The following is a 21,674-nucleotide window of genomic DNA, read 5'->3' on the forward strand; positions in this document are numbered from 1 at the left end:
ACGCTCCTTGTTCGGTGGCGGTTCAGACGATGCTGCGGCGGAGTTTCTGCAGCCCGGCGGCGGCCACGATCACCAGTCCCTTGATCAGTAGCTGCACGTTGGCGTCGATGTTGTTGAGCGCGAGGATGTTGTTGAGGATGCCGAGCAGCAGCGCCCCGGCGAGCGTGCCGCCCATCGAGCCGGTGCCCCCGGCGAGGCTGGTGCCGCCGATGACCACGGCGGCGATGGCGTCGAGTTCGTAGCCGGCGCCGTCGTTGGGGCTGCCCTGGTTGAGCTGTCCGGCGTGGATGATGCCGGCCACGGCGGCGAGCAGGCCCGCGATCGCGAAGACCGCGACCTTGACCCGCAGCACGGGCACGCCCGAGAGCCGGGCGGCCTTCTCGTTGCCGCCGATGGCGTAGACGTGGCGGGCGAACGCGGTCTTGCGCAGCACGACGATCGCGGCCACCCCGATGCCGATGAACAGCACGGCCGGGACGGGCAGCACCCCGTTGATCGTGCCGTTGAGGATCTCGAACGCCGGCGGCGCCTCCTGCGGGCCGTCGCCGTAGGCGATCGGGATGCCGAGCCCGCCCGACCAGATCCGGGCGAGGCCGCGGGCGACCTGGAGTCCCGCGAGGGTGACGATGAACGACTGGATGCCGAGCCGGGCCGTCGCGTAGCCCTGCAACGCGCCGAAGAGGGCGCCGATCAGCAGTACGACGGTGACGGCGGGCAGGATGCCGAGCCCGGAGTCGACCATCAGCGTGGCGGTGCCGACGGCGGAGAGGCCGAGGATGGCGCCGACGGAGAGGTCGATGCCGCCGAGCAGGACGACGAACGTCATGCCGATCGCGATGATCCCGATCTCGGACACCGCGCGGACGATGTTGCCGAGGTTCTCCGTGGACAGGAAGAGGATCTCACCGTCGCGGCGGGGCGAGACGGCGATGGCCAGCACGAACACCAGCAGCAGCGCGAAGAGGCTCTGCACGGCGAAGAGCCGCTCGACGAGGTCGCCCCGGCCGCCGGCCCAACCCCACCGGCCGGGGCCGGCCGCCGGGTCGCCGCCGGCCGGCGCCAGTGGCGTGCCGGGCCCCTTGTCCGGTGCGCGCAGGTGGGTCATCGGTCGTCCCCTCCGGCGGCCGCGCCGCCCATGGCCGCGGTCAGGATGTCCTCGCCGGTGCACCCGGCGGCCGGGAGTTCCGCGACGGCCCGTCCGCGCCGCAGGACCACGATCCGGTCGCAGACGCCGGTCAGCTCGGGCAGCTCCGACGAGGCGAGCAGGATGCCCATGCCGTCGTCGGCGAGGCGGCGCAGCAGCCGGTAGATCTCCGCCTTGGCGCCGACGTCGACGCCCCGGGTCGGCTCGTCGAGCAGCAGCAGGCGGGGGCGGGTGAGCAGGTGCCGGGCGAAGACGACCTTCTGCTGGTTGCCGCCGGAGAGCGAGCCGACCGGCGCGGCCGCGGACGACGTCTTGATCGCCAGGGCGGCGACCTGCTGGCGCACCGCGTCCCGCTCGCGTCCGGCGCGGACGACTCCGGCGGTGCTGACCCGGCGCAGGGCGGCCAGGACGATGCTGCGGCCGACGGGGTGCTCGAGCACCAAGGCGGAGCGGCGGCGGTCCTCCGGCACGAAGCCGACGCCGGCGCGCAGCGCGGCGCGGGGACCGCGCGGGGCGTACGGGCGGCCGGCCAGCCGGACCTGGCCGCTGCGGCGACCGGGCGGGCCGGCGCCGTACAGGGTCTCCAGCAGTTCGGTGCGGCCCGCCCCCATCAGGCCGGCCAGGCCGACGATCTCCCCGGCGCGCACGGTCAGGCTGACGCCGGCGGGTTCGCAGCGCCCGGGCCGGGTGCCCCGGGGCCGTACGGCGAGGTCGTCGACCTCCAGCACCGGGGGCCCCGCGGGGCGGGCAGGCCCGGCGGATCCCTCGCTGAACAGCGCCTCCGCCGGGCGTCCCACCATCAGCGTGATGATCCGCTGCCGGTCGGCGCGGTCCGGGCGCAGCGTGCCGGCCACCTCGCCGTTGCGCAGGACGGTGGCCCGGTCGGCGATGTGCTCGATCTCCTCGAGGCGGTGGGAGATGTAGACGACGGCCACGCCGCGCTCGCGCAGCGCGCGGATGGTGGACATCAGCCGCCGCGCCTCGGCGTCGGCGAGCGCGGCGGTCGGCTCGTCCATCACGAGGACGCGGGCGTCGAGGGAGAGCGCCTTGGCGATCTCGACGAGCTGCTGCTCGCCGACGCGCAGCGAACCGACGGGCCGGCGCGGATCGATCCGGGCGCCGAGCGGGCCCAGCCAGTCCAGGGCGGCGCGGGTCATCGCCCGCCGGTCGAGCGTCCGCAGCCGGGTGCGTGGTTCCCGGCCGAGCACCAGGTTCTCGGCCACGGAGAGCGCGGGCACCAGGTCGAGTTCCTGGTGGATCGTGGCGATGCCGGCGGCCTGGGCAGCGGCCGGGCCGGTGAAGCGCGCGGGCCGGCCGCCGATCGAGATCTCCCCGCCGTAACCGGTGACGACGCCGGAGAGGATGTTGATCAGGGTCGACTTTCCGGCCCCGTTCTCCCCCAGCAGGGCGTGGACCTCGCCGGCGCGCAGGGTGAGGTCCACGCCGCGCAGGGCGTGGACGCCGCCGAAGCGCTTGGTGATGCCGGACATGGCGACGATCACCTGGTCGCTCATGCGGGCCTCCGGAGAGATCGGAAATCGATTTCTGGCAACATAGGCGGGCGTCGAAGTGATGTCAACGCCCCCGGTGCGGGCCGGGCCGTCATCCCGCGCTGCCCGACCCGCACCGGCGACCCTCAGGGCACCGCGTTGACCGCCGCGTGCACGGTCTCGGCGAACGCGGTGTCCCGCCCCACTCCGCTGGCGGCGAACCGCCACGTCCCGCCCGGGTACGCCCCCGGCGGCCACGCGGTGCCCCCGTTGCGCCACAGCGGCTGCCAGGCCGCCATCGCGTGGCCGGCGTCATACCAGGTGTTGTCGCCGCGCCACGCCGAGGCCCAGCGGTGGGCGGCCACGAGGGACAGATCCGCGCCGGAGGTCATCGACCACGTCGGCATCCCCGGCACGTCCCCCGTCGGCCGGGCCGCCACGGCGGGATCCCCGACCGCCGGCAGGGCACCGTCGACGTTGAACGCCACCTCCCACACCGGCGCCGTCGTCTGGCCGGTCACCGACCAGGTGACGTCGCTCTGCAGCGCCGGCCCGGTCCAGCGGGGCGCCACGGTCAGCAGCCAGTCGGCGGTGACCGGCTCGTCGCCCATCCGCATGCCGACCAGGTTGATCCGGGAACCGTCGGCGGAGACGTCCACCCTTGCCGGCGGGCCCGCCCGGTCCGTGACGTCGAAGCGGCCGACCGCCAGGTAGGGACCGGTGCCCCGGTGCGACGAGTCCAACGCCGGCCGGTACGCCCCCGCGCCGGCCGGGTCGACCGCCAGGGACGCGATCCGGGTGTGCGGCCAGGTACGCACGTCGGCGCGCAGGAACCCGGTGCTCACCTGGTAGCCGCGGGCGACCACCTGGGTGGACCAGGTCAGCGGGGCGAGCCACAGCCCGCCCTGGCCCCAGCCGGCGTGGCTCAGGTACCAGTTGTCTCCGTCGACCACGACCTCGGCGGCGTGCGCGTCGAGCACGGTCACCTTCTCCGCCCCCTCGAAGCGCAGCGGGTCGCGGCTGCGGTAGACGGCGGTGCGCCGGTACGCCGCGCCGTAGTCCGTGCCGTCGCAGCAGACGAAGAGGTACCACCAGTCGCCCCGGCGCACCACGAACGGCGACTCCGTCTGCCCGGCGGCCCGGCCGGTGTGCGGCGACGCGTACGCCACGCCCCGGCCGCTCCACGTCCGCAGGTCGGTGCTGGTGCGGTACGCGACCACGTGGTTGCCGCCCTGCGGGTTCGAGGTCGCCGTGTAGTACATCACCCAGCGGTCACCGACCCGGGTCACCATCGGGTCGCGGGCCTCCCAGCCGTCGGTGAACAGCGGGTTGGCGGAGCTGCGGGTCCAGGTGAACAGGTCGGTCGAGGTGGCCAGGTGCATCCGGTAGTTGGCGTAGTCGGGGCTGCCGGCGGCGTAGAACATGTAGTAGACGCCCTGGTCGTGGACGACGTGGGGGGCCCAGATCCACTGTTCGCCCCGCGCCGGGTCGGCCGTCAGCGCCGGTGGTCGCTTCGTCCACGGTCCGGTGGGCGTGGGCGCCGTGGCGTGGCCGAAGCTCTTCTCGTCCTGCGGCGCGCCGGGCTCGGCGTGGGCGATGGCGAAGGCGTGCCACACCCCGGTCCGCTGGTCGCGCACGATCGTGTGGTCGTTGTAGTACCACGCCGTCGGCTCCCCCACGCCCGGGTCGTAGACCCGGGTCAGCGGCCCGCGCGCCGGCGTCTCGGCCACCGTCTCGTACGCCGTCGTGGTGACCGCCGCCAGCGGGCCGACGCGGCGCAGGGTGAGCGTGTCCAGGCCGGCGAAGAACCCCGTCGAGGAGGCGGAGCGGCCGGTCACCGTCACCGTCAGCCGGTGGCTGCCGGCGGCGAGCGAGGCCGATCCCAGCGGTACGGCCTCGACGCGCCGCACGGTCGGGGCGTAGCCGTCGAAGAGCTGACCGACGGCCACCCCGTCGACGGCGAAGCGCAGGGTGCCGTAGTCGGCGGCGCGGGTGAGCACGGCACCGATGTCGTACTGCCCGGCCGGCACCGGCGGCAGCGACACGGTGACCGAGTCCCCCGCCCGGGCGGCGCGCAGCCACAGCTGGCGGCCCGCCGACCAGGCGACCCCGCAGCAGTTGGCCTGCGCCTCGACCGGGGCGGTCGACGAGGTCACCGTCAGCGACTCCGCCTCGGTCCGCACGACGTCCTCGGCGGCGGCCGGCGCGGCCGGGACGGCCAGCAGGGCCGCGCCGAGCAGGAGCACCGCGAGCATCCGGGGCGCGCGCATCACGACACGCTCGGGCGGGGCAGGTCGGTGCCGGGCGCGAACTGGTCGTGCCACCTGACACCCGCGCCGAAGCCGCCGCCAGTCGACAGCGCCACGTACGTGTCCGCACTGGTTCCCCGCGTGTACGTCACGAGGTCCGCCCTTCCGTCGCCGTTGAAGTCGCCGATGCCGGGTAGCTCGTCGCCCACCGCGAACCAGTCGTGCCACCTGCCGGCCTGCGCGACGAAGCGCGTGCCGTCGGAGAGCGCCACGAACACGTCGCCGGCGGTGCCCCGGGTGAACGTCACCACGTCGTCGCGCCCGTCGCCGTCGACGTCGCCGAGCGCCGGCAACTGGTCGCCGGGCGCCAACGAGTCGTGCCACTTCCAGCCGTCCTCGACGAACCGCGTCCCGTCGGAGCGGGAGACGAACACGTCGCCGGTGGCGCCCCGGGTGAACGTCACGATGTCGTCGCGCCCGTCGCCGTCGACGTCGCCCACCGCCGGCAACTCGTCGCCGAGCGCGAAGTGGTCGTGCCACTTGACGCCGGGACCGAAGCCGCTGCCGGTCGACAGCGCCACGTACACGTCGGCGGCGGCGCCCCGGGTGAAGGTGATGATGTCGGTGCGCCCGTCGCCGTTGACGTCGCCCACGGCGGGGATCTCCGTACCCGTGGCGAAGAAGTCGTGCCACTTGACCCCGGCGGCGTACGTCGTGCCGGTGGAGAGCCCCACGTAGACGTCGGCGCTGTCGCCACGCGTGAAGGTGATGACGTCGGCCCGCCCGTCGCCGTCGACGTCGCCGGTGAACGGGAGCTCCTCGCCGACGGCGAAGAAGTCGTTCCACCTCCGGCCGTCCGGCACGAACCGGGTGCCGTCCGACACCGACGTTGTCACGTCGGCGGTGGCGCCCCGGGTGAACGCCACGGCGTCGTCGCGGCGGTCGCCGTTGGCGTCGCTGGTGTTGCGGGTGCGGGTGGTGGCCGACACCTCGGCCGAGGGCGCGGAGGCGTTGCCTGCGCCGTCGACCGCGACGACCCGGTAGTGGCGGGTCTGTCCGGCCGGCAGCGGGCCGTGCCGGAAGGCGGTCGTCCGGGTCGTGCCGACCAGGTTGGCGGGGGTGGTCGCGACGCCGGGATTGCGCGAGGCGTAGACCCGGTAACCGGCGACGCCCACGTCGTCCGGCGACGCCGACCAGGACAGGCCGAGGGCGTGCACCCGACCGCCGGCCAGGCCGAGCCCGGTGACCGCGCCCGGCGCGGTGACGTCGAGGAACGGGGGAACCATGCTGTCGGCCTCGTAGCGGGCCGCCGTCCAGGCCGGGGTGCCGGCCGCCGGGGTGAGGGTGACGGTGACCGTCGCGCGGCCGGCGGTCAGCGCGGCCGGGAGGACGAACTCGTCGGCCAGCCAGCGCTGCCGGTCGTTGCCCAGCGGCTGCCGCCACACGCCGGCCGGCCGGCCGTCGACCGACACGGCGACCTGCTGGTACGCGCCGGCCTGGTCGCCGTGCCGGCGCAGCCGTACGCCCTGGTTGGCGGGGTCCACGGCGAGCCGGAAGCTGGCGGCGCCGCTGGAGGCGCGCACCTGGCCGGCGACGGGAGCGTTGTCGTCGTCGCCCTCGTACGCGGCGGTCAGCGGGTACTGGCTCCCGGAGTCGGTGTAGGCGTGCCCGGCGCGGCTGGCGGCGTCGCCGGTGACAAGCGTGTCGGTGCGGCGCAGGGCGACGGTCGGCTGGGTGTAGAGGAAGGCGGTCGAGGCGTAGTTCGCCGGCATGTCGTTGGCGGGGCCGTGCTCGATGCCGAAGCGCAACGCCGTGGCGTAGGGCACCGCGTCGCCGATCATCAGCCGGTACATGGCGTCGCACTCGTCGACGCAGCCGCCGGAGCGCAGCAGGTGGGCGGTGTTGCCGGTGAAGACGCCGCTGTACTCGCCGCGGTTGAAGTACCAACCGGACTCGTAGAAGTCCTCGGTGCCGGTGCCGTAGATCTGCGGCGTGGGCGAGCCGTCGACGTGGACGCGCTCGTCGCCCTCCAGGTAGTTGCGGGTGTTGCCGCCGGTGATGTGGCCGCGGGCGGTCTGGGACACGCCGACGAACCGTCCCCGGCCGGCCTGGTCGGCGACGATCCAGTCGTCGCCCCCGACCGTCTCCGCACGGCGGGACTGGGTGGTGAAGTAGCCGGCGGCGCCGTCGGGGGCGAGGGCGCCGGTCCAGGCGGTGCCCGGCGCGGTGGTCACCTCCGCCTGGACGCCGGCGACGGGGGCGCCGGTGGTGTTGGCGACCGAGATCGTCGCGGTGGAGCGGAACGGCATCGGCCACCAGGCGCTGTACCAGCCGCCGGGTGCGGAGTCCATGGCGAACATCAGCGAGCGTACGGAGCGCTCGCCGAGTCCGGCGCCGAAGAACTCGCCCACGGGGCTGTCGACGGTGGCGCGCCCGTCGAAGGCGATCCGCAGCCGCAGGCCCGACAGCGTCGGCGCGGTGGCCGCGGCGTCGGGCAGCCGCAGCCGCAGCGCCGTGACCGCGGCGGGACCGGTGAGCGTGGCGAGTGTCGACTGCCCGCCCGCCGGGACGTCGACCCGGGCGGTCCTGGTGCTCGCGCCCGGCTGGCTCGGCTTCGGGTCGCGCTGGCCGGCGGCGCGCAGCTTCTCGACCACGTCGGTGGCGGGATCGGCGGGGTCGAACCTGGACACCCCGACCGCGTCGGCGAACGTGCGGTAGGTGACGTGGTGGAAGAGCGGATTGAACTGGGTGGTGATCCGCATGGACTCGCGGTACGGCATGGGGACCTTGACGGTGACCCCGCCGGAGGTCTGGTCGGCGTTGGTGACCAGCGGCCACACGAACGGGGAGCCGAGGCCGCCGTCGACGAGGCGCTGGAGGCTGGTGTCGACCACCGTGACGCCGTCGAGCTCGACGCGGATCCAGCCGGTGGCGCTGACGTTGCCGTCGTCGCGGGTGAACCAGATCGACTGCACCTCGCCGGCTCCGCGGTCCTCGGCGATGACGCAGCCGCCGGACTGGCGCAGGCACGAGTAGGTGCCGACGAAGCCGTCGTCGTTGGAGCCGTCCCGGGCGAAGCTGGAGAACTGCCGGGTGCGGCTGCCGGCCGCCAGCTCGGGCAGCCGGTCGAGGCGGCGGTAGACGTCCCAGCCGACCGGGCCCTTGTCGTCGACGACGGCGAGCGCCCCGACACCGCGCGGGGCCGGGGCGGGCTCGGCGGCGTGCGCCGCCGTCGGGGGGATCATGCTCGCCAGCGCCGCGGCCAGAGCCAGCCAGCGGCGGAGGTGGGGCTTCATGGATGTCCCTCCAGGATGACCGTCGGAGCCGCGAGAAATCGATTGCTCGGGAGTTAACCGGGGGGCATCGCGAGATGTCAATACTTTACCGCCACCGCTCAGTTGCCGAAGGAAGATTCCAGGACGCGTTGACAGCCGTCGGGGTCCTGGCGATACTCCTCGGCAATCGATTTCCCACCGACGGGGAGGTGTCGACGCGGCGACGCACCCGTCAGCCCGGGCGGCCCTCCTGGCGGCAGCGCGCCCTCGTGGCGGGACCGCTCGCCGCACCGCTGACACCCCTCAGAGGAGCATCGTGAGACGTACTCCCCTCGCCCTGCTGGTCGGCCTCTGCACCGCGCTGGCGTCGGTCGTGGCGACCGCGCCGGCGCAGGCCGACGCCCCGATCGGCACGCTGGCCTGTACCTCGATCCCCGCCAACCACGACCCCGCGATCAGCGTGATCGTCTACCGGGTCGCCCGCGCCCACAACGTCAACGACAAGGTCATGCTGTCCGCGTTCGAGGCCGGTTGGGTCGAGTCGCACATGAACAACCTGCCGTGCGGCGACAAGTCCTCACTCGGGGTGTTCCAGCAGCGGTGGGACTACGGCTGGGGCACGCCGGAGCAGATCATGGACCCGGTCTACGCCACCACCCAGTACGTCACCCGCGCGATCGTCTGCGACCGCAACAACCCTCGCTACAGCGCCGGCCAGGTCGCCCAGTGCGTGCAGCGCTCCGGCTTCCCCGACCGCTACGACCAGGTGGCGACGAAGGCGCGGACCCTGCTCGACGAGGCGGCCCGGACCCACGCCATCGCCGGCGGGTCCGCCACCGACGTCAGCGGCGACGGACGCGACGACATCGTCAGCTTCACCCAGAACGCCCTCGCCGACGTCTACGTGAGCACCTCCACGGGCGCCGGCTTCGCCGGGACCTCGGTGAAGTGGAACGACTTCTTCTCCATCGGCGGTGAGACCGCCTCGACCGGCGACGTCGACGGCGACGGCCGCGACGACGTCGTCACCTTCGCGCACGGCAACACCGGCGACGTCTACGTGGCGCTGTCGAACGGCACCAGCTTCGGCGGCGGCCAGAAGTGGCACGACTGGTTCGCCCCCGGCGCGGAGATCGGCGCGGTCGGCGACGTCAACGGCGACGGCCGCGCCGACATCGTCGCCTTCACCCACAACGCGGCCGGCGACGTGTACGTGGCGCTGTCCACCGGGTCCTCGTTCGCCGGCACCGCCGTGAAGTGGCACGAGTACTTCTCCATCGCCGGCGAGTACCCGGCCCTGGGCGACGTCAACGGCGACGGACGCGACGACATCATCACCTTCACCCAGGGCCCCGCCACCGCCTCCGACGTCATCGTCGCCCTCTCCACCGGCAGCGCCTTCGGCGCGCCCCAAAAGTGGCACGACCTGTTCGCCGTCGGCACCGAACAACCCCGCGTCGGCGACATCAACGGCGACGGCCGCGACGACATCGTCACCTTCACCTGCGACACCAACGCCGACGTCTACGCCGCCACCTCCACCGGCACGTCGTTCGCCGGCACCACCATCAAGTGGCACGACTTCTTCTGCCTACCCGGCGAGTTCCCCTACCTCGCCGACGCCAACGGCGACGGCAAGGACGACATCGTCGTCTTCACCAAGGGCACCACCAACGACGTCCACGTCGCACTCTCCACCGGCACCACCTTCGGCGCCAGCGCCAAGTGGCACGACTTCTTCGGCCTGAACGGCGAGACCACCCTGTGACCCGCGGACGGGAGACCACCATGAGACCCGACAGACTCTCCTGGCGCGGGGGTGCCGCCGTCGTCCTCGCGGCGGCGCTACTGAGCCCCGTCGCGCCGGCCGCCGCCGCGCCGGCCAGGCCCGCCGCCGGCCCGCTCGACACGGCCTTCACCCGGGCGGCCGGCGAGTTCGACGTGCCCAGGGACCTGCTGGTCGCCGTCGGCTACGGCGAGACCCGGCTCGACGGACACGAGGGGCAGCCCAGCCAGGCCAACGGCTACGGCGTCATGCACCTGGTCAGCAATCCCCGCCAGCGCACGCTGGAACGGGCGGCCGAACTGACCGGGCAACCGGTGGCCGCCCTGAAGTCGGTGACCTCGGCCAACATCAGGGGCGGCGCGGCCCTCCTGCGGGACCTCGCCGACGCCGAGCGGCTCACGGCCGCCGACCGGGACCGGATCTCCGCCTGGTACCCGGTGGTCGCGCGGTACGCGTACGCCGCCGACGACGCGACGGCCCGCCTGTACGCCGACCACGTCTACGACCTGCTCCGCGACGGCATCACCACCGCCTCCGTACGGGTGGCGCCCCGGCGGGTGCGGCCGGAGCTCGGCCGGTACGCCCGCGTCGCCCCCGCCGGCACGGCCACACCGGCCGCCCTCGCCGCGGCGGTGCCCGAGTACGCGCCGGCCCGGTGGATCTCGGCGTACGGCGGCAACTACGCGGCGGGCCGCTCCTCGCGGATCACCACCGTCGTGGTGCACGTGACCCAGGGCTCGTACGCCGGCACGATCAGCTGGTTCCAGAACCCGTCGGCGGGGGTGAGCGCCCACTACGTGGTGAAGTCGAGCAACGGCGAGATCACCCAGATGGTGCGCGAGGGCGACACCGCCTACCACGCGCGCTCGGCCAACCCGTATTCGGTGGGCATCGAGCACGAGGGTTTCGTCGACAACCCGAGCTGGTTCACCGAGTCCATGTACCGCTCGTCGGCCGCGCTGACCCGCTATCTCTGCGACAAGTACGGCCTACCGAAGAACCGTACCGCGATCAAGGGGCACCACGAGCTGCCGGGCAACGACCACACCGACCCGGGCCCGCACTGGAACTGGAACCACTACATCTCCCTGGTCAACGCGGGCGGTGGGTCCGGTGGCCGGTATCTGGCGGGCTCGCCCACGGACTTCACCGGCGACGGACGCGACGACATCATCACCTTCACCCACGGCACCCTCAACGACGTCTACGTCTCCACCTCCACCGGCACCACCTTCGCCGGCACCTCCAACAAATGGAACGACTTCTTCGGCCTCAACGGCGAAACCCTCCTCACCGGAGACTTCAACGGCGACGGACGCGACGACATCGTCGCCTTCACCCACGGCACCCTCGCCGACGTCCACGTCTCACTCTCCACCGGCACCACCTTCAACCCCAGCACCAAATGGCACGACTGGTTCGCCCCACACACCGAAGTCGCCGCCGTCGGCGACGTCAACGGCGACGGCAAAGACGACATCATCACCTTCACCCACGACACCAACGCCGACGTCTACGTCGCCCTCTCCACCGGATCATCATTCGCCGGCACCGCCGTGAAGTGGCACGAATACTTCTCCATCGCCGGCGAACACCCCGCCCTCGGCGACGTCAACGGCGACGGACGCGACGACATCATCACCTTCACCCAGGGCCCCGCCACCGCCTCCGACGTCATCGTCGCCCTCTCCACCGGCAGCGCCTTCGGCGCGCCCCAAAAGTGGCACGACCTGTTCGCCGTCGGCACCGAACAACCCCGCGTCGGCGACATCAACGGCGACGGACGCGACGACATCGTCACCTTCACCTGCGACACCAACGCCGACGTCTACGCCGCCACCTCCACCGGCACGTCGTTCGCCGGCACCACCATCAAATGGCACGACTTCTTCTGCCTACCCGGCGAATTCCCCTACCTCGCCGACGCCAACGGCGACGGCAAGGACGACATCATCGTCTTCACCAAAGGCACCACCAACGACGTCCACGTCGCACTCTCCACCGGCACCACCTTCAGCACCAGCACCAAATGGCACGACTTCTTCGGCCTCAACGGCGAAACCACCCTCTGAAACGTCCCACACAGACGGAATCACACTCCGTGCCGCCATCCGGCGCGGTCCACCCCGATGGAGGAAATCATGGAAAACATCCCTGCCGGCCGCAAGTCCGTCAGCCGCCGCCGGCTACTGGCCGGCGCCGCGGGCGTCGCTGCCGCGGGCGCGTTCGGCGGCGCCCTCGCCGCCCCGGGGCTGGCCTCCGCCGCCGGCGACGGCCACGGTCTGCGCATCGTCAGGCACGAGAACTACGGCCGCCTGCAGTACTACCGGTTCGCCACCGACGCCATCGAGTGGGACCCGGCAGTCAACGTCCTGCTCCCCGACGGCTACCACACCAGTGGCAAGCGCTACCCGGTGCTGTACCTGCTGCACGGCGGCGACTCCGACTTCCGCGAGTTCCACATGCACCACAACATCATCAACCTGACCGCCGGCCGGGAACTCATCGTCGTCATGCCGGACGCCTCCACCGGGTGGTACTCGAACCCGGTCAGCAGCTTCGCCGGGCCCCGCAACTGGGAGACCTTCCACATGGCACAGCTGCTGCCCTGGATCGACTCGAACTTCCGCACCTTCGCCGAGTACAACGGCCGCGCCGTGGCCGGCTTCTCAATGGGCGGGTTCGGCGCCCTCAAGTACACCGCCAAGTACTACGGCCACTTCTGCTCGGTCAGCTCCCACTCCGGCCCGGCCAGCCTGCGCCGGGACTTCGGGCTGGTCGTGCACTGGGCCAACGCCACCTCGGCCGTCAAGGACCTGGGTGGCGGTACCGTCTACGGCGCGCCTCTGTGGGATGAGGCGCGGGTCAGCGCCGACAACCCGATCCAACGCATCGAGAGCTACCGCAACAAGCGCATCTTCCTGGTCGCCGGCACCTCGCCGGACCCGGTCAACTGGTTCGACACGGTGAACGAGAATCAGGTACTCGCCGGCCAGCGCGAGTTCCGGGCGGCCCTCGGCCGCGCCGGCATCCCCCACGAGTGGCGCGAGGAGCCCGGCGGTCACTTCTTCCGGCAGCACATCTTCGCCCAGGACCTCAACGGGATGCTCGCACGTCTTCGTCGCGCGGGCTGACTCCCGGCTGACGACGCGCCGCCCACACACTGTCGGCGGCGCGTCGTCAGCTCTAGCAACGCCCACCTCCGTCGGGGTCTCTTCCGGCTCCGACGGCTGGTCTCCCTTCCGCGCGCGACGAGCCCGAGCGGGGCCTGCTGGTGCGCGACCCACCCGTCCGACTCTTCCCTGACCGGAGTCACCCATGTCACGGCATTCGAGGAGCAGGGTGCGTCGCATCCTGGTCTCCCTGCTCACCCTGGTGGTCGGCGTACTGACCGGGGCGGTGGCCACCTCGTCCCCCGCGCTCGCCGCGCCGAACTTCAAGGCCCCGTTCCCCTGCGGGCAGCGGTGGACGTACGGGCACCACAGCGCCGAGGTCCGGCTGGCCCTGGACTTCGTACGGGCCGACGGAGGATCCACCGCCGGCACGCCGCAGCTCGCCTCCGCGGCCGGTGTCGCCCGCCGGTACTCGCAGCCCAGCGGTGCCGGGAACTACATCGTCATCGACCACGGCGGCGGGTGGACCACCTACTACTTCCACCTCAGCTCCTACTCCGTGCCCGACGGGGCGTACGTGCAGCAGGGCCAGCAGATCGGCACCACGGGCAGCACCGGCAACTCGTCCGGCGCGCACATCCACTACGAGCAGCTCTACAACGGCGTCGGGCAGACGATCGTGATCAACGGGACGTCACTGGCGCCGTACCCCGGCCAGTACCACCAGAGGTACCTGGTCAGCGACAACTGCGGCCCGTCGCCGTCGGGTGGGCGCTATCTGGCGGGTTCGCCGACGGACTTCACCGGCGACGGCAAGGACGACATCGTCGCCTTCACCCGAGGCACCCTCAACGACGTCTACGTCGCCACCTCCACCGGATCATCCTTCACCGGCACCTCCAACAAATGGAACGACTTCTTCGGCCTCAACGGCGAAACCCTCCTCACCGGAGACTTCAACGGCGACGGACGCGACGACATCATCACCTTCACCCACGGCACCCTCGCCGACGTCTACGTCTCCACCTCCACCGGCACCAGCTTCAACCCCAGCCAGAAATGGCACGACTGGTTCGCCCCCCACAACGAAGTCGCCGCCATCGGCGACGTCAACGGCGACGGCAAAGACGACATCATCACCTTCACCCACGACACCAACGCCGACGTCTACGTCGCCCTCTCCACCGGATCATCATTCGCCGGCACCGCCATCAAATGGCACGACTACTTCTCCATCCCCGGCGAACACCCCGCCCTCGGCGACGTCAACGGCGACGGACGCGACGACATCATCACCTTCACCCAAGGCCCCCACACCGCCGCCGACGTCATCATCGCCCTCTCCACCGGCACCACCTTCGGCCCTCCCCAGAAATGGCACGACCTGTTCGCCGTCGGCACCGAACAACCCCGCGTCGGCGACATCAACGGCGACGGCCGCGACGACATCGTCACCTTCACCTGCGACACCAACGCCGACGTCTACGCCGCCACCTCCACCGGCACGTCGTTCGCCGGCACCACCATCAAATGGCACGACTTCTTCTGCCTACCCGGCGAATTCCCCTACCTCGCCGACGCCAACGGCGACGGCAAAGACGACATCATCGTCTTCACCAAAGGCACCACCAACGACGTCCACGTCGCACTCTCCACCGGCACCACCTTCGGCACCAGCACCAAATGGCACGACTACTTCGGCCTCAACGGCGAAACCACCCTCTGAGGGTGTCTCGGGTTCCTACGTAGCGGGTCCGGGGCAGGGGGCGCCGAGTATCGGACGACCGTGAATCGGCGGTGGTGCGCAGACCGACCGAGGCGAGGGCCTCTCGAGGCGGACATCGCCTCGGGAGGCCCTCGCGCTGCGGATCAGATGCCGCACGAGACGGTGGCGCCTCCACCGGAGAGCAGGTCGCTTCGGGACCAGCCCGACATGCCGGTCGCGCGGTTGTGCAGGTAGGTCCAGCGGGCGCCGTCGTGGCCGGTCCGCCAGCAGCGGAACGTCGCGGTCTGGCCGGGCTGGCCGTGGCCGCGCGACGTGCAGTCGGAGCCGGGCCCGGTGCGGATGTTGATGCCGGTCCCGGCGAACGTGCCGTTGACCTGCGGCTCGAAGCTGGCGATGCCCTGCGGGCAGGACGCCTGGGCCGGAGCGGCGACCACCAGCACGGCGGCACTGCCCAGCAGAACGGCGGCCATCGACATTCGTGCGAGTCTCATGCGGATCTCCCTTGACGATGTGACGGAACTGTCAGCTCAGCCGGTGGACGCGGTGTCAGAAGTGGGGGTCGAGACCGCTGCCCCAGGTGTACGAACCGGTGGCGGACAGCTGGAAGTCACATTGGATGTGGTACGACCAGCCGCCGTCTTCCTCGGTCAGGTAGCTGTGGTGCCGGTAGGTTCCGACGCTGGGAACCCCGGGCCAGAGCTGATCCGTTCAGGTGTACGTGCCGGGCAGGATGCGGCCGGTGTAGGTCTGGCACGGTGCCGATGTGGGGAACGTCCACCAGCCGTAGGTGCCGTCCTGCAACGTGATCTCGCGGCTGACCGATGCGATCGGCATCCCGCTGTTCGGCCTGGCTTCCAGGCGTTGGTTCTTCTGGTTGTAGGCCACCTCGGCGGCCTGCGCCGTGCCGGACACGACCGGCAGCATGGCGAGGGCCAGGACCACGGCGGCGGCGGTCCGGTGGAGTTTCCCTGCCCACGAGCGCATGGTTTCCCTTCTCGGTGCTGTCGCTTCGGATGAACCGACATCCTGAGACGAGACTGCCCTACGCATCCACAGCTGTCGTTGCGGCGGGATGCACAGGTCTTTAGTCTCCGTGCACGGTGCGGAGCCGCTGGCGGAACTCGGTGGGCGATCGGCCGTAACGGGCGCGGAACGCCTGGCTGAAGTGCGCGGCGCTGGTGAAGCCCCACCGGGCGGCGATCGCGTTGATCGTGCGGGCGGCGAGCCGGGGTTCGGCGAGGTCGCGTCGGCACCGTTCGAGGCGCTGCTCTCGGATCCAGCCGGCGACGGTGTGCTCCTCCTGCTGGAACAGCTTGTGCAGGTAGCGCACGGAGATGTGGTGCGCTGCGGCGATCATGTCCGGGGTCAGGTCCGGGTCGCCGAGATGGTCGTGGATGAAGGCGCGGATACGGGCGGTCAGCGCCCGCCGGCGCGTGTCCGCGGGGACGATCTTCCGGGCGTCCAGGGCGTCGGCCAAAGCCGCGATCAGCACGTCGAGCGTCAGGGTGGCCAGCCGCGCCGTCTCGGCCGGGGTCAGCTCGTCCATCTGGTCGGCGAGCTGCAGCAGGAAGCGCGACGACAGCGCGCCGACGCCGCGGGCGCCGGACATGCGGACGGCGCTCAGTTCACGCAGTTCCCGGGGAGGAAACGGCAGCAGCGCCCGTGGGAAACGCAGGAGCAGCATCCGGCTCGTCGAATCGTCCGGCCGGAGCTCGGCCACATACGGGCGCGAGGTGTCGTAGAGCACGAGGTCCCCGGCGCCGAACTCCGCGCGTCTGCCGTCCTGCGTCAGGATGCCGCTGCCACTGACCAGGCAGCTCACCTTGAACACCTCCGGGTCGGCCTGCCGGATCAGCCGGGGCGTGCGACGTACCGAGTGCGCCGTCGTCGTCATCAGGGTCGCCTGCACCGCGCCGAACTCGCTGATGCCGACCCGTGCCTCGAAGCCGGTCTCCGCCTGCCGCTCCCGAGCCAGGTCGTACGGCACCCAGAGCTTCCCGCTGACCTCGCGCCAGAAGGCGAACCGGTCACCCGGCGAGACGTCGGCGGTGCTGACAACGTCCATCGACCAACCATAATGACCCCGCACGGCCGGGCCCATCCGATTAACCCGTCCAGCGGCCACCCCGAACGCGCCGAGGGATACTCGACCGGACGCGCAGCGCCGCCCCGGACGCGGCGTCCGGGGCGGCGGACGGCTCGGTCAGCGGGCCCGTCGGTTGGCGCGCAGCGCGCCCAGGAGCACGCCGGGGGTGGCCAGCGAGCTCGGGTGCGCAAGCATGGAGACGACCTCGTTGAAGCGTCGGGCGGTCGGCACGTCGGTGACGGTCGCCGTGACGATCTGCCTGCTGGCCCAGCTGGAGAGCCGGTAGCCGCGCGGGTAGGGCCCGTCGACGTGCGGCAGCGCCAGGTCGGCGGAGGTCGACATCGACCAGGCGACGTCGACCACGACCTTCTGCAGGGCGAAGAACCGGCGCGCGGGCGCGCCCAGGTCCGGGCCCGACCGCAGGTACGTCGACAGGCAGGCCGCGTGCAGGGCCGCCGCCGTCATCCCCTGCCCGTACACCGGATTGAACGACGCGACCGCGTCGCCGACGCTGACGAGCCCGGCCGGCAGGCGCCTCAGCCCGTGGAAGTCCCGCCGCCGGCTGTCGGCGTGGCGGTAGGTCTGCACCTCGCCGAGCATCTCGTTCGCGGCGAGCGCGCCGAACTCCGGCGGGAACTGCTCCCGCAGCCGGCGGACGAAGTCGTCCGCGGTGCGCCCCGGGCGGTTGGCGCCGTAGCCGGCCATCATGGCCATCCACCGGCCGTCCTCCACGGCGAAGAACGCGGCGCCGGCCACGTCCGACGACATCCTGGCGGTGTGCAGTGCCAGGACGACAGTGGCCTCCGGTTCCGCCTCGCGGCGCCGGAACAGCGCGGTCGCGTAGTTGAGGTCCACGGTCATCCGCCGCAGGGCGGGCCGGTCCCAGCCGGCCTGCTCCAACCACTCGGAGAGCCTGCTCGAACGTCCCATCGCGTCCACCACGAGGTCACCCGACTCGACGCCCGTCGCCCCGCCGGTCTCGCAGTGGACGCCGGTGACCACGCCGCCGTCGCACACCAGCCCCGTGGCGCGGGCGGTGACCGTCTTTACGTTGGGCAGCCGCAGCACCTGCTCGCGGATCAACCCCTCCAGGAGGGGCCGGGTGCCCGCCAGGCTGTCGGCGTCGTCGGGTACGACGACCTTCAGCCGGCCGTCGAGGTAGTTCCGCCTGGCCGCCGGTGGCGCCTCGATCGCCCCCTGGGCCACGGCCCGCTCGCGGAATCCCGGGAACAGGCGTTCGAGCTGGAGGAAGCCGCCGGGCAGCAGCGCGTGCAGCTGCGATCCCTGTGGCACGCCCGGCCGACCGCCGGTCACGTGTGGATCGTCGCGGTCGACGATGACGACGCTCTCCGCGTAGTCGGACAACACGCGGGCCGCCAGCAGCCCGGCGACGCTGCCGCCGACCACGACGGCCCTGCCGATGACCGGGGACGGCTGGTCGGGTGGCCGCACCGCGTTCAGCGCGGCGAGGACCCGCGCCGGGGACGAGGACATCATGCTCTCCAAGGGGTACGAGGTGGGGGGAGCCTTCCCGCATGCCTGCCAGAGACCGGTGCGTGGGCGGACCGGCGGGACGGACCGGTCGGCACGACGCCCGACGATCGTCGCACAGACATCGGCCGCCTTCGAGGAGGTTCGCGGGGGTGGCCGAGCGGGTCAGCCGCCCGCGCGCGCCAGGATCTCCGCAGCCGCCCGCTCGCCGGCCTCGATCGCCCCGTCCAGGTAACCCGCCCACCGGGTGGCGGTCTCCGTGCCGGCCCAGTGCACCCGTCCCACCGGCTGGCGCAGCTCCGGGCCGTAGCCGCACCAGGAGCCGGGGGTCGGTGCCCCGCAGAAGCAACCGCGCGTCCACTCGTCCGCCGACCAGTCGTACTCGACGAACTCCTCGGGCCGCCGGGCGGCCGGGCCGGCGACGGCGGCGAGGGCGTCGAGCAGGCTCGCCCTGCGGTCCCCCGGCGGCATCCGGCGCAGCGCGTTCGCCTCCGGGCCGTAGCTGAACGCGGTGAGCACCCCCCGCGGGGAGGCCGGGGTGCTGTTGTCCACTGTCTCGGTGACCGGCCCGTCGAGGCAGAACGCGACGCCGGAACGGCCGTCGGCGCGCCAGAACGGTTCCGGGTAGACCGCGTGCACCTTGATCGCCGAGCCCATCGGCATCCGCTGGGTGAGCGCGTCGCGCAGGGGCGGCAGCGGCGGGTCGTACCGGATGCGCCCGGCCAGCGTCGGCGGCACGGCGACCACCACCGCGTCCGCCTCGACGCGGTCGGTGTCGGTGTGCACCACCACGCCGGCACGGTCCTGCGCGATGGCCCGTACGGGCGCGGACAGCCGCACCGCGTCCGGGCCGAGCGCCGCGGCCAGCGCCTCGGCCAGCACCGGCGGCCCGCCGACGATCCGGTCCTGCTGCGCGCCGCCGGCCATCGCCAACAGCGCCCGGCTACCGCCGCCGGAGCGCAGGTAGAACGCCAGTTGGAGCACGGAGATCTCGTCCGGGCCGGCGGCCAGCAGCCCGCCCGCGAGCAGCCGCCCGAGGTACCGGGCGGTGGCCGGGTCCGGCGCGGCCATGCGCAGCCAGCCGGCCAGCGTCGTACGGTCCCACTCGGCGGCCTCGGCCCCCGCCCACGGCGCGACCGGGTCGACCCGCTCGGCGTACGCGTCGAGCAGGTCGAGGACCCGCGCGGCGGCCTCGGGGGCCCCGGCGTGCCGACCGTCGGGGAAGATCACGGGCGACGCGCCGTGCGCGGCGGACGGGAAGGTGGCGATCCCGTACTGGGCGAGGAGCCCGTTGACCCGGTCCTGGGTGGGGCCGACCCACTGGGCGCCCAGGTCGAGCTGGGTGCCGTCGGCCAGCCACCGGGTGAGCACCCGCCCGCCCACCCGGTCGCGCGCCTCCAGCACCCGCGTCCGTACCCCGGCGCGGGCGAGCGCGAGCGCGGCGGCCAGCCCGGAGAAGCCGGCACCGACCACGGCGACCTCGGTTCCCATGCGACGGCATACCCGTTTACGCCGCCGCCATGACCCCGACGCCGGATCGCGGCAGCCGGCGGCGGGGGCGGGCGTGGAGCCCGGCGATCGAGCGGGGTCGACCGCCGACGGCCGATGCCCGCGCCGATCGTCGGTATCGAGACACATGAGCGTGCCGGGGCTGCGCGGCCGGCCCGGACGGGCCATCCTTGTCCGGTGCGGCGGCCGCCCGTCCTACGACGGTGGCTGCGGTGCGCGGACCGGAAGTCAGTCAAGGACACGAAGGAGGATGCCGTGCGCTACGTCGACGGCCCGGCGGTCGAGTGCGACCTGCACGTGGCAGCCGATCCCGCCCGGGTGTGGGAGCTGGTCACGGACATCGAGCTGCCCGCGCGGTTCAGTCCGGAGCTGCGCCGGGTGCGGTGGCTGGACGGCAGCCGGGGGCCGACGCTCGGCGCCCGGTTCGAGGGGCACAACCACCATCCGGCGCTGGGCGAGTGGCGCACCATCTCGCACATCGTGCGGTTCGACGAGCCGCGGGCCTTCGGCTGGGTCGTGCTCGACCCGGACAACCGCTTCGGCGGCGGCCCCACCGACCCCGCGCAACCGGGCGCCAGCTGGCAGTACCGCCTCACCGCCGAGGACGGCGGGTGCCGGCTGTCCCACTCCGTGCGGATCGGCCCCGGCCGCACCGGGCTCAGCATGGTCATCGACCGGGCCCCGGAGAACGAGGAGCAGGTCATCGCCCGCCGGCTGGACGCCCTGCGGGACGCCATGACCGGCACGTTGCAGGGCATCCGGGACCTCGCCGAGCAGCCACGCTGACCACGGCGCCGGCGGACTGAACACGGTGGTGGGCTGGGCGGCGGTGGCGGCGGTGGCGGCTGCGCGGCCACCGCCGGGCCGGGCCTCGGCGCGGCGTCGTTGCCGGACGGCTCACCCCCGACGGGCGTCGCCCGCCGGCCCCGGCGCGGAGGTGCCGAAGCGCGCTGCGAACGCGCCGTACACCGGCGTACCCGACAGGTTGTCGCGGATGGCGAACACCACCCGGTCGAATCGGTCGACCACCCGCAGCGCGTCGGCGAAGGCGTCCGCCACCGTGGCGGGGTCGTTGCGGAACACCCCGCACCCCCACGCGCCCAGCACGATCGTCCGATGCCCGTGCGCGGCGGCCACCTCGAGCACCCGCCGCGCACGCCGGCGCAGCACCGCCGGCACGTCGGGGGCGTGCGCGGGCTGGTTGCGCACGATCGCGCCGAGGTTCGGCGCCGCGGCGGTGAGGAACGACGTCTGGTACGCCACGTCGAGCAGCACGCCCTTGTCGTCGCGGAACACCGGCACCCGCGGGGAGTAGACGACCCGGTCGCTGTATCGCAGGTCGCGTTGGCCGCGGTGGAACGCGTAGAAGTCGGGCGCGGCGAGCAGGCACGGGTAGAGCGCGGACGATCGTGCGACGCTCTCCTCCTGCGCCTTCGCCCCGCCGAGGAACCCGCCGCCCGGGTTCTTGGCCGACGCGAACACCAGACACGCCGCATCCGGACCGAGCCGGCGGGCCGCCTGCAACGTCGACTCGTACGTCACCTCGACGTCGCCGGCCCCGACCCGCGTGTCGCCGATCGTGAGCGTCCCGTCGGGAAGGTGGTGGCGGGTGCCGGCGACCGCGGCCCGCACCTGCGCACCGATGACGACCTCGTCGCCGGCGCCGTTGCGGTAACGGCCCGACTCGGCGATCGCCACCGTCTGTCGGGCGATCTCACGAAGGCGGCTGCTCACCGGCGCACCCGGCGCATCCGCCGGCAGGTGGCGTGCACAGCCAGCAGGCTAGGCCGCCACCCGTTCCGCCG

Annotated in this window: 15 protein-coding genes; 5 read left to right on the forward strand and 10 right to left on the reverse strand. The window is 72.7% G+C overall.

Annotated elements, in window-relative coordinates; all coding sequences use genetic code 11:
- Window positions 1-22: 22 nt before the first annotated feature.
- From ACGFNF_RS15815 to ACGFNF_RS15830, 4 genes are all read right to left on the reverse strand, one after another.
- Window positions 23-1,105, reverse strand: coding sequence for an ABC transporter permease (locus ACGFNF_RS15815; RefSeq protein WP_393168500.1), 1,083 nt, complete (start codon window positions 1,103-1,105; stop codon window positions 23-25).
- The gene (locus tag ACGFNF_RS15820) at window positions 1,102-2,658 is read right to left on the reverse strand and encodes a sugar ABC transporter ATP-binding protein (protein ID WP_393168502.1); all 1,557 of its coding nucleotides are present in this window, start codon (window positions 2,656-2,658) and stop codon (window positions 1,102-1,104) included. The genes ACGFNF_RS15815 and ACGFNF_RS15820 overlap by 4 nt, the downstream gene beginning before the upstream one ends.
- A 122-nt stretch (window positions 2,659-2,780) precedes the next feature.
- Window positions 2,781-4,904 (reverse strand): family 43 glycosylhydrolase, encoded by a 2,124-nt coding sequence (locus ACGFNF_RS15825; RefSeq protein ID WP_393168504.1) that lies wholly within the window; start codon window positions 4,902-4,904, stop codon window positions 2,781-2,783.
- Entirely contained in the window at window positions 4,904-8,179 is a 3,276-nt protein-coding gene (locus tag ACGFNF_RS15830; RefSeq protein WP_393168506.1) for a DUF2961 domain-containing protein, read from the reverse strand. Before ACGFNF_RS15830 ends, ACGFNF_RS15825 begins: the two co-directional genes overlap by 1 nt.
- 295 nt (window positions 8,180-8,474) lie before the next feature.
- Between ACGFNF_RS15830 and ACGFNF_RS15835 the strand changes: the two genes are divergently transcribed.
- The 4 genes from ACGFNF_RS15835 to ACGFNF_RS15850 all read left to right on the forward strand — a co-directional run bounded on the left by ACGFNF_RS15835 (window position 8,475) and on the right by ACGFNF_RS15850 (window position 14,783).
- Window positions 8,475-9,926, forward strand: a complete 1,452-nt coding sequence (locus ACGFNF_RS15835; RefSeq protein ID WP_393168508.1) for an FG-GAP repeat domain-containing protein — start codon at window positions 8,475-8,477, stop codon at window positions 9,924-9,926.
- Window positions 9,927-9,946: 20 nt separating this feature from the next.
- Window positions 9,947-12,016, forward strand: coding sequence for an N-acetylmuramoyl-L-alanine amidase (locus ACGFNF_RS15840; RefSeq protein WP_393168510.1), 2,070 nt, complete (start codon window positions 9,947-9,949; stop codon window positions 12,014-12,016).
- A 69-nt stretch (window positions 12,017-12,085) separates the two neighbouring features.
- A complete protein-coding gene (locus ACGFNF_RS15845; RefSeq protein ID WP_393168512.1) occupies window positions 12,086-13,078 on the forward strand; it encodes an alpha/beta hydrolase in 993 nt (330 codons plus the stop codon).
- Between the two features lie 241 nt (window positions 13,079-13,319).
- Window positions 13,320-14,783 carry an FG-GAP-like repeat-containing protein gene (locus ACGFNF_RS15850; RefSeq protein WP_393168641.1) on the forward strand — a complete coding sequence of 488 codons (1,464 nt, stop codon included), beginning with the start codon at window positions 13,320-13,322 and terminating at the stop codon, window positions 14,781-14,783.
- A 143-nt stretch (window positions 14,784-14,926) separates the two neighbouring features.
- Here the strand turns inward: ACGFNF_RS15850 and ACGFNF_RS15855 are convergent, their stop codons facing one another.
- The 5 genes from ACGFNF_RS15855 to ACGFNF_RS15875 all read right to left on the reverse strand — a co-directional run bounded on the left by ACGFNF_RS15855 (window position 14,927) and on the right by ACGFNF_RS15875 (window position 19,851).
- Window positions 14,927-15,274 carry a hypothetical protein gene (locus tag ACGFNF_RS15855; protein WP_393168514.1) on the reverse strand — a complete coding sequence of 116 codons (348 nt, stop codon included), beginning with the start codon at window positions 15,272-15,274 and terminating at the stop codon, window positions 14,927-14,929.
- 217 nt (window positions 15,275-15,491) lie between these two features.
- Window positions 15,492-15,767 carry a hypothetical protein gene (locus ACGFNF_RS15860; RefSeq protein WP_393168516.1) on the reverse strand — a complete coding sequence of 92 codons (276 nt, stop codon included), beginning with the start codon at window positions 15,765-15,767 and terminating at the stop codon, window positions 15,492-15,494.
- 100 nt (window positions 15,768-15,867) lie between these two features.
- The gene (locus ACGFNF_RS15865) at window positions 15,868-16,848 is read right to left on the reverse strand and encodes a helix-turn-helix domain-containing protein (protein WP_393168518.1); all 981 of its coding nucleotides are present in this window, start codon (window positions 16,846-16,848) and stop codon (window positions 15,868-15,870) included.
- A 138-nt stretch (window positions 16,849-16,986) separates the two neighbouring features.
- Window positions 16,987-18,363, reverse strand: a complete 1,377-nt coding sequence (locus ACGFNF_RS15870) for an FAD-dependent oxidoreductase (RefSeq protein ID WP_393168519.1) — start codon at window positions 18,361-18,363, stop codon at window positions 16,987-16,989.
- A gap of 162 nt (window positions 18,364-18,525) precedes the next feature.
- A complete protein-coding gene (locus ACGFNF_RS15875) occupies window positions 18,526-19,851 on the reverse strand; it encodes a flavin monoamine oxidase family protein (protein WP_393168521.1) in 1,326 nt (441 codons plus the stop codon).
- A gap of 273 nt (window positions 19,852-20,124) precedes the next feature.
- On the opposite strand from ACGFNF_RS15875, the gene ACGFNF_RS15880 reads away from it, so the two are divergent.
- Window positions 20,125-20,655: an SRPBCC family protein gene (locus ACGFNF_RS15880; protein ID WP_393168523.1), complete on the forward strand. Its 531-nt coding sequence runs from the start codon at window positions 20,125-20,127 to the stop codon at window positions 20,653-20,655.
- 111 nt (window positions 20,656-20,766) lie between these two features.
- Here ACGFNF_RS15880 and ACGFNF_RS15885 read toward each other — a convergent pair whose 3' ends face one another.
- Window positions 20,767-21,603 carry a TIGR02452 family protein gene (locus ACGFNF_RS15885; RefSeq protein WP_393168525.1) on the reverse strand — a complete coding sequence of 279 codons (837 nt, stop codon included), beginning with the start codon at window positions 21,601-21,603 and terminating at the stop codon, window positions 20,767-20,769.
- Between the last annotated feature and the right edge of the window lie 71 nt (window positions 21,604-21,674).

It is taken from the genome of Micromonospora sp. NPDC048868 (assembly GCF_043198195.1).
GTDB lineage: Bacteria > Actinomycetota > Actinomycetes > Mycobacteriales > Micromonosporaceae > Micromonospora > Micromonospora reichwaldensis.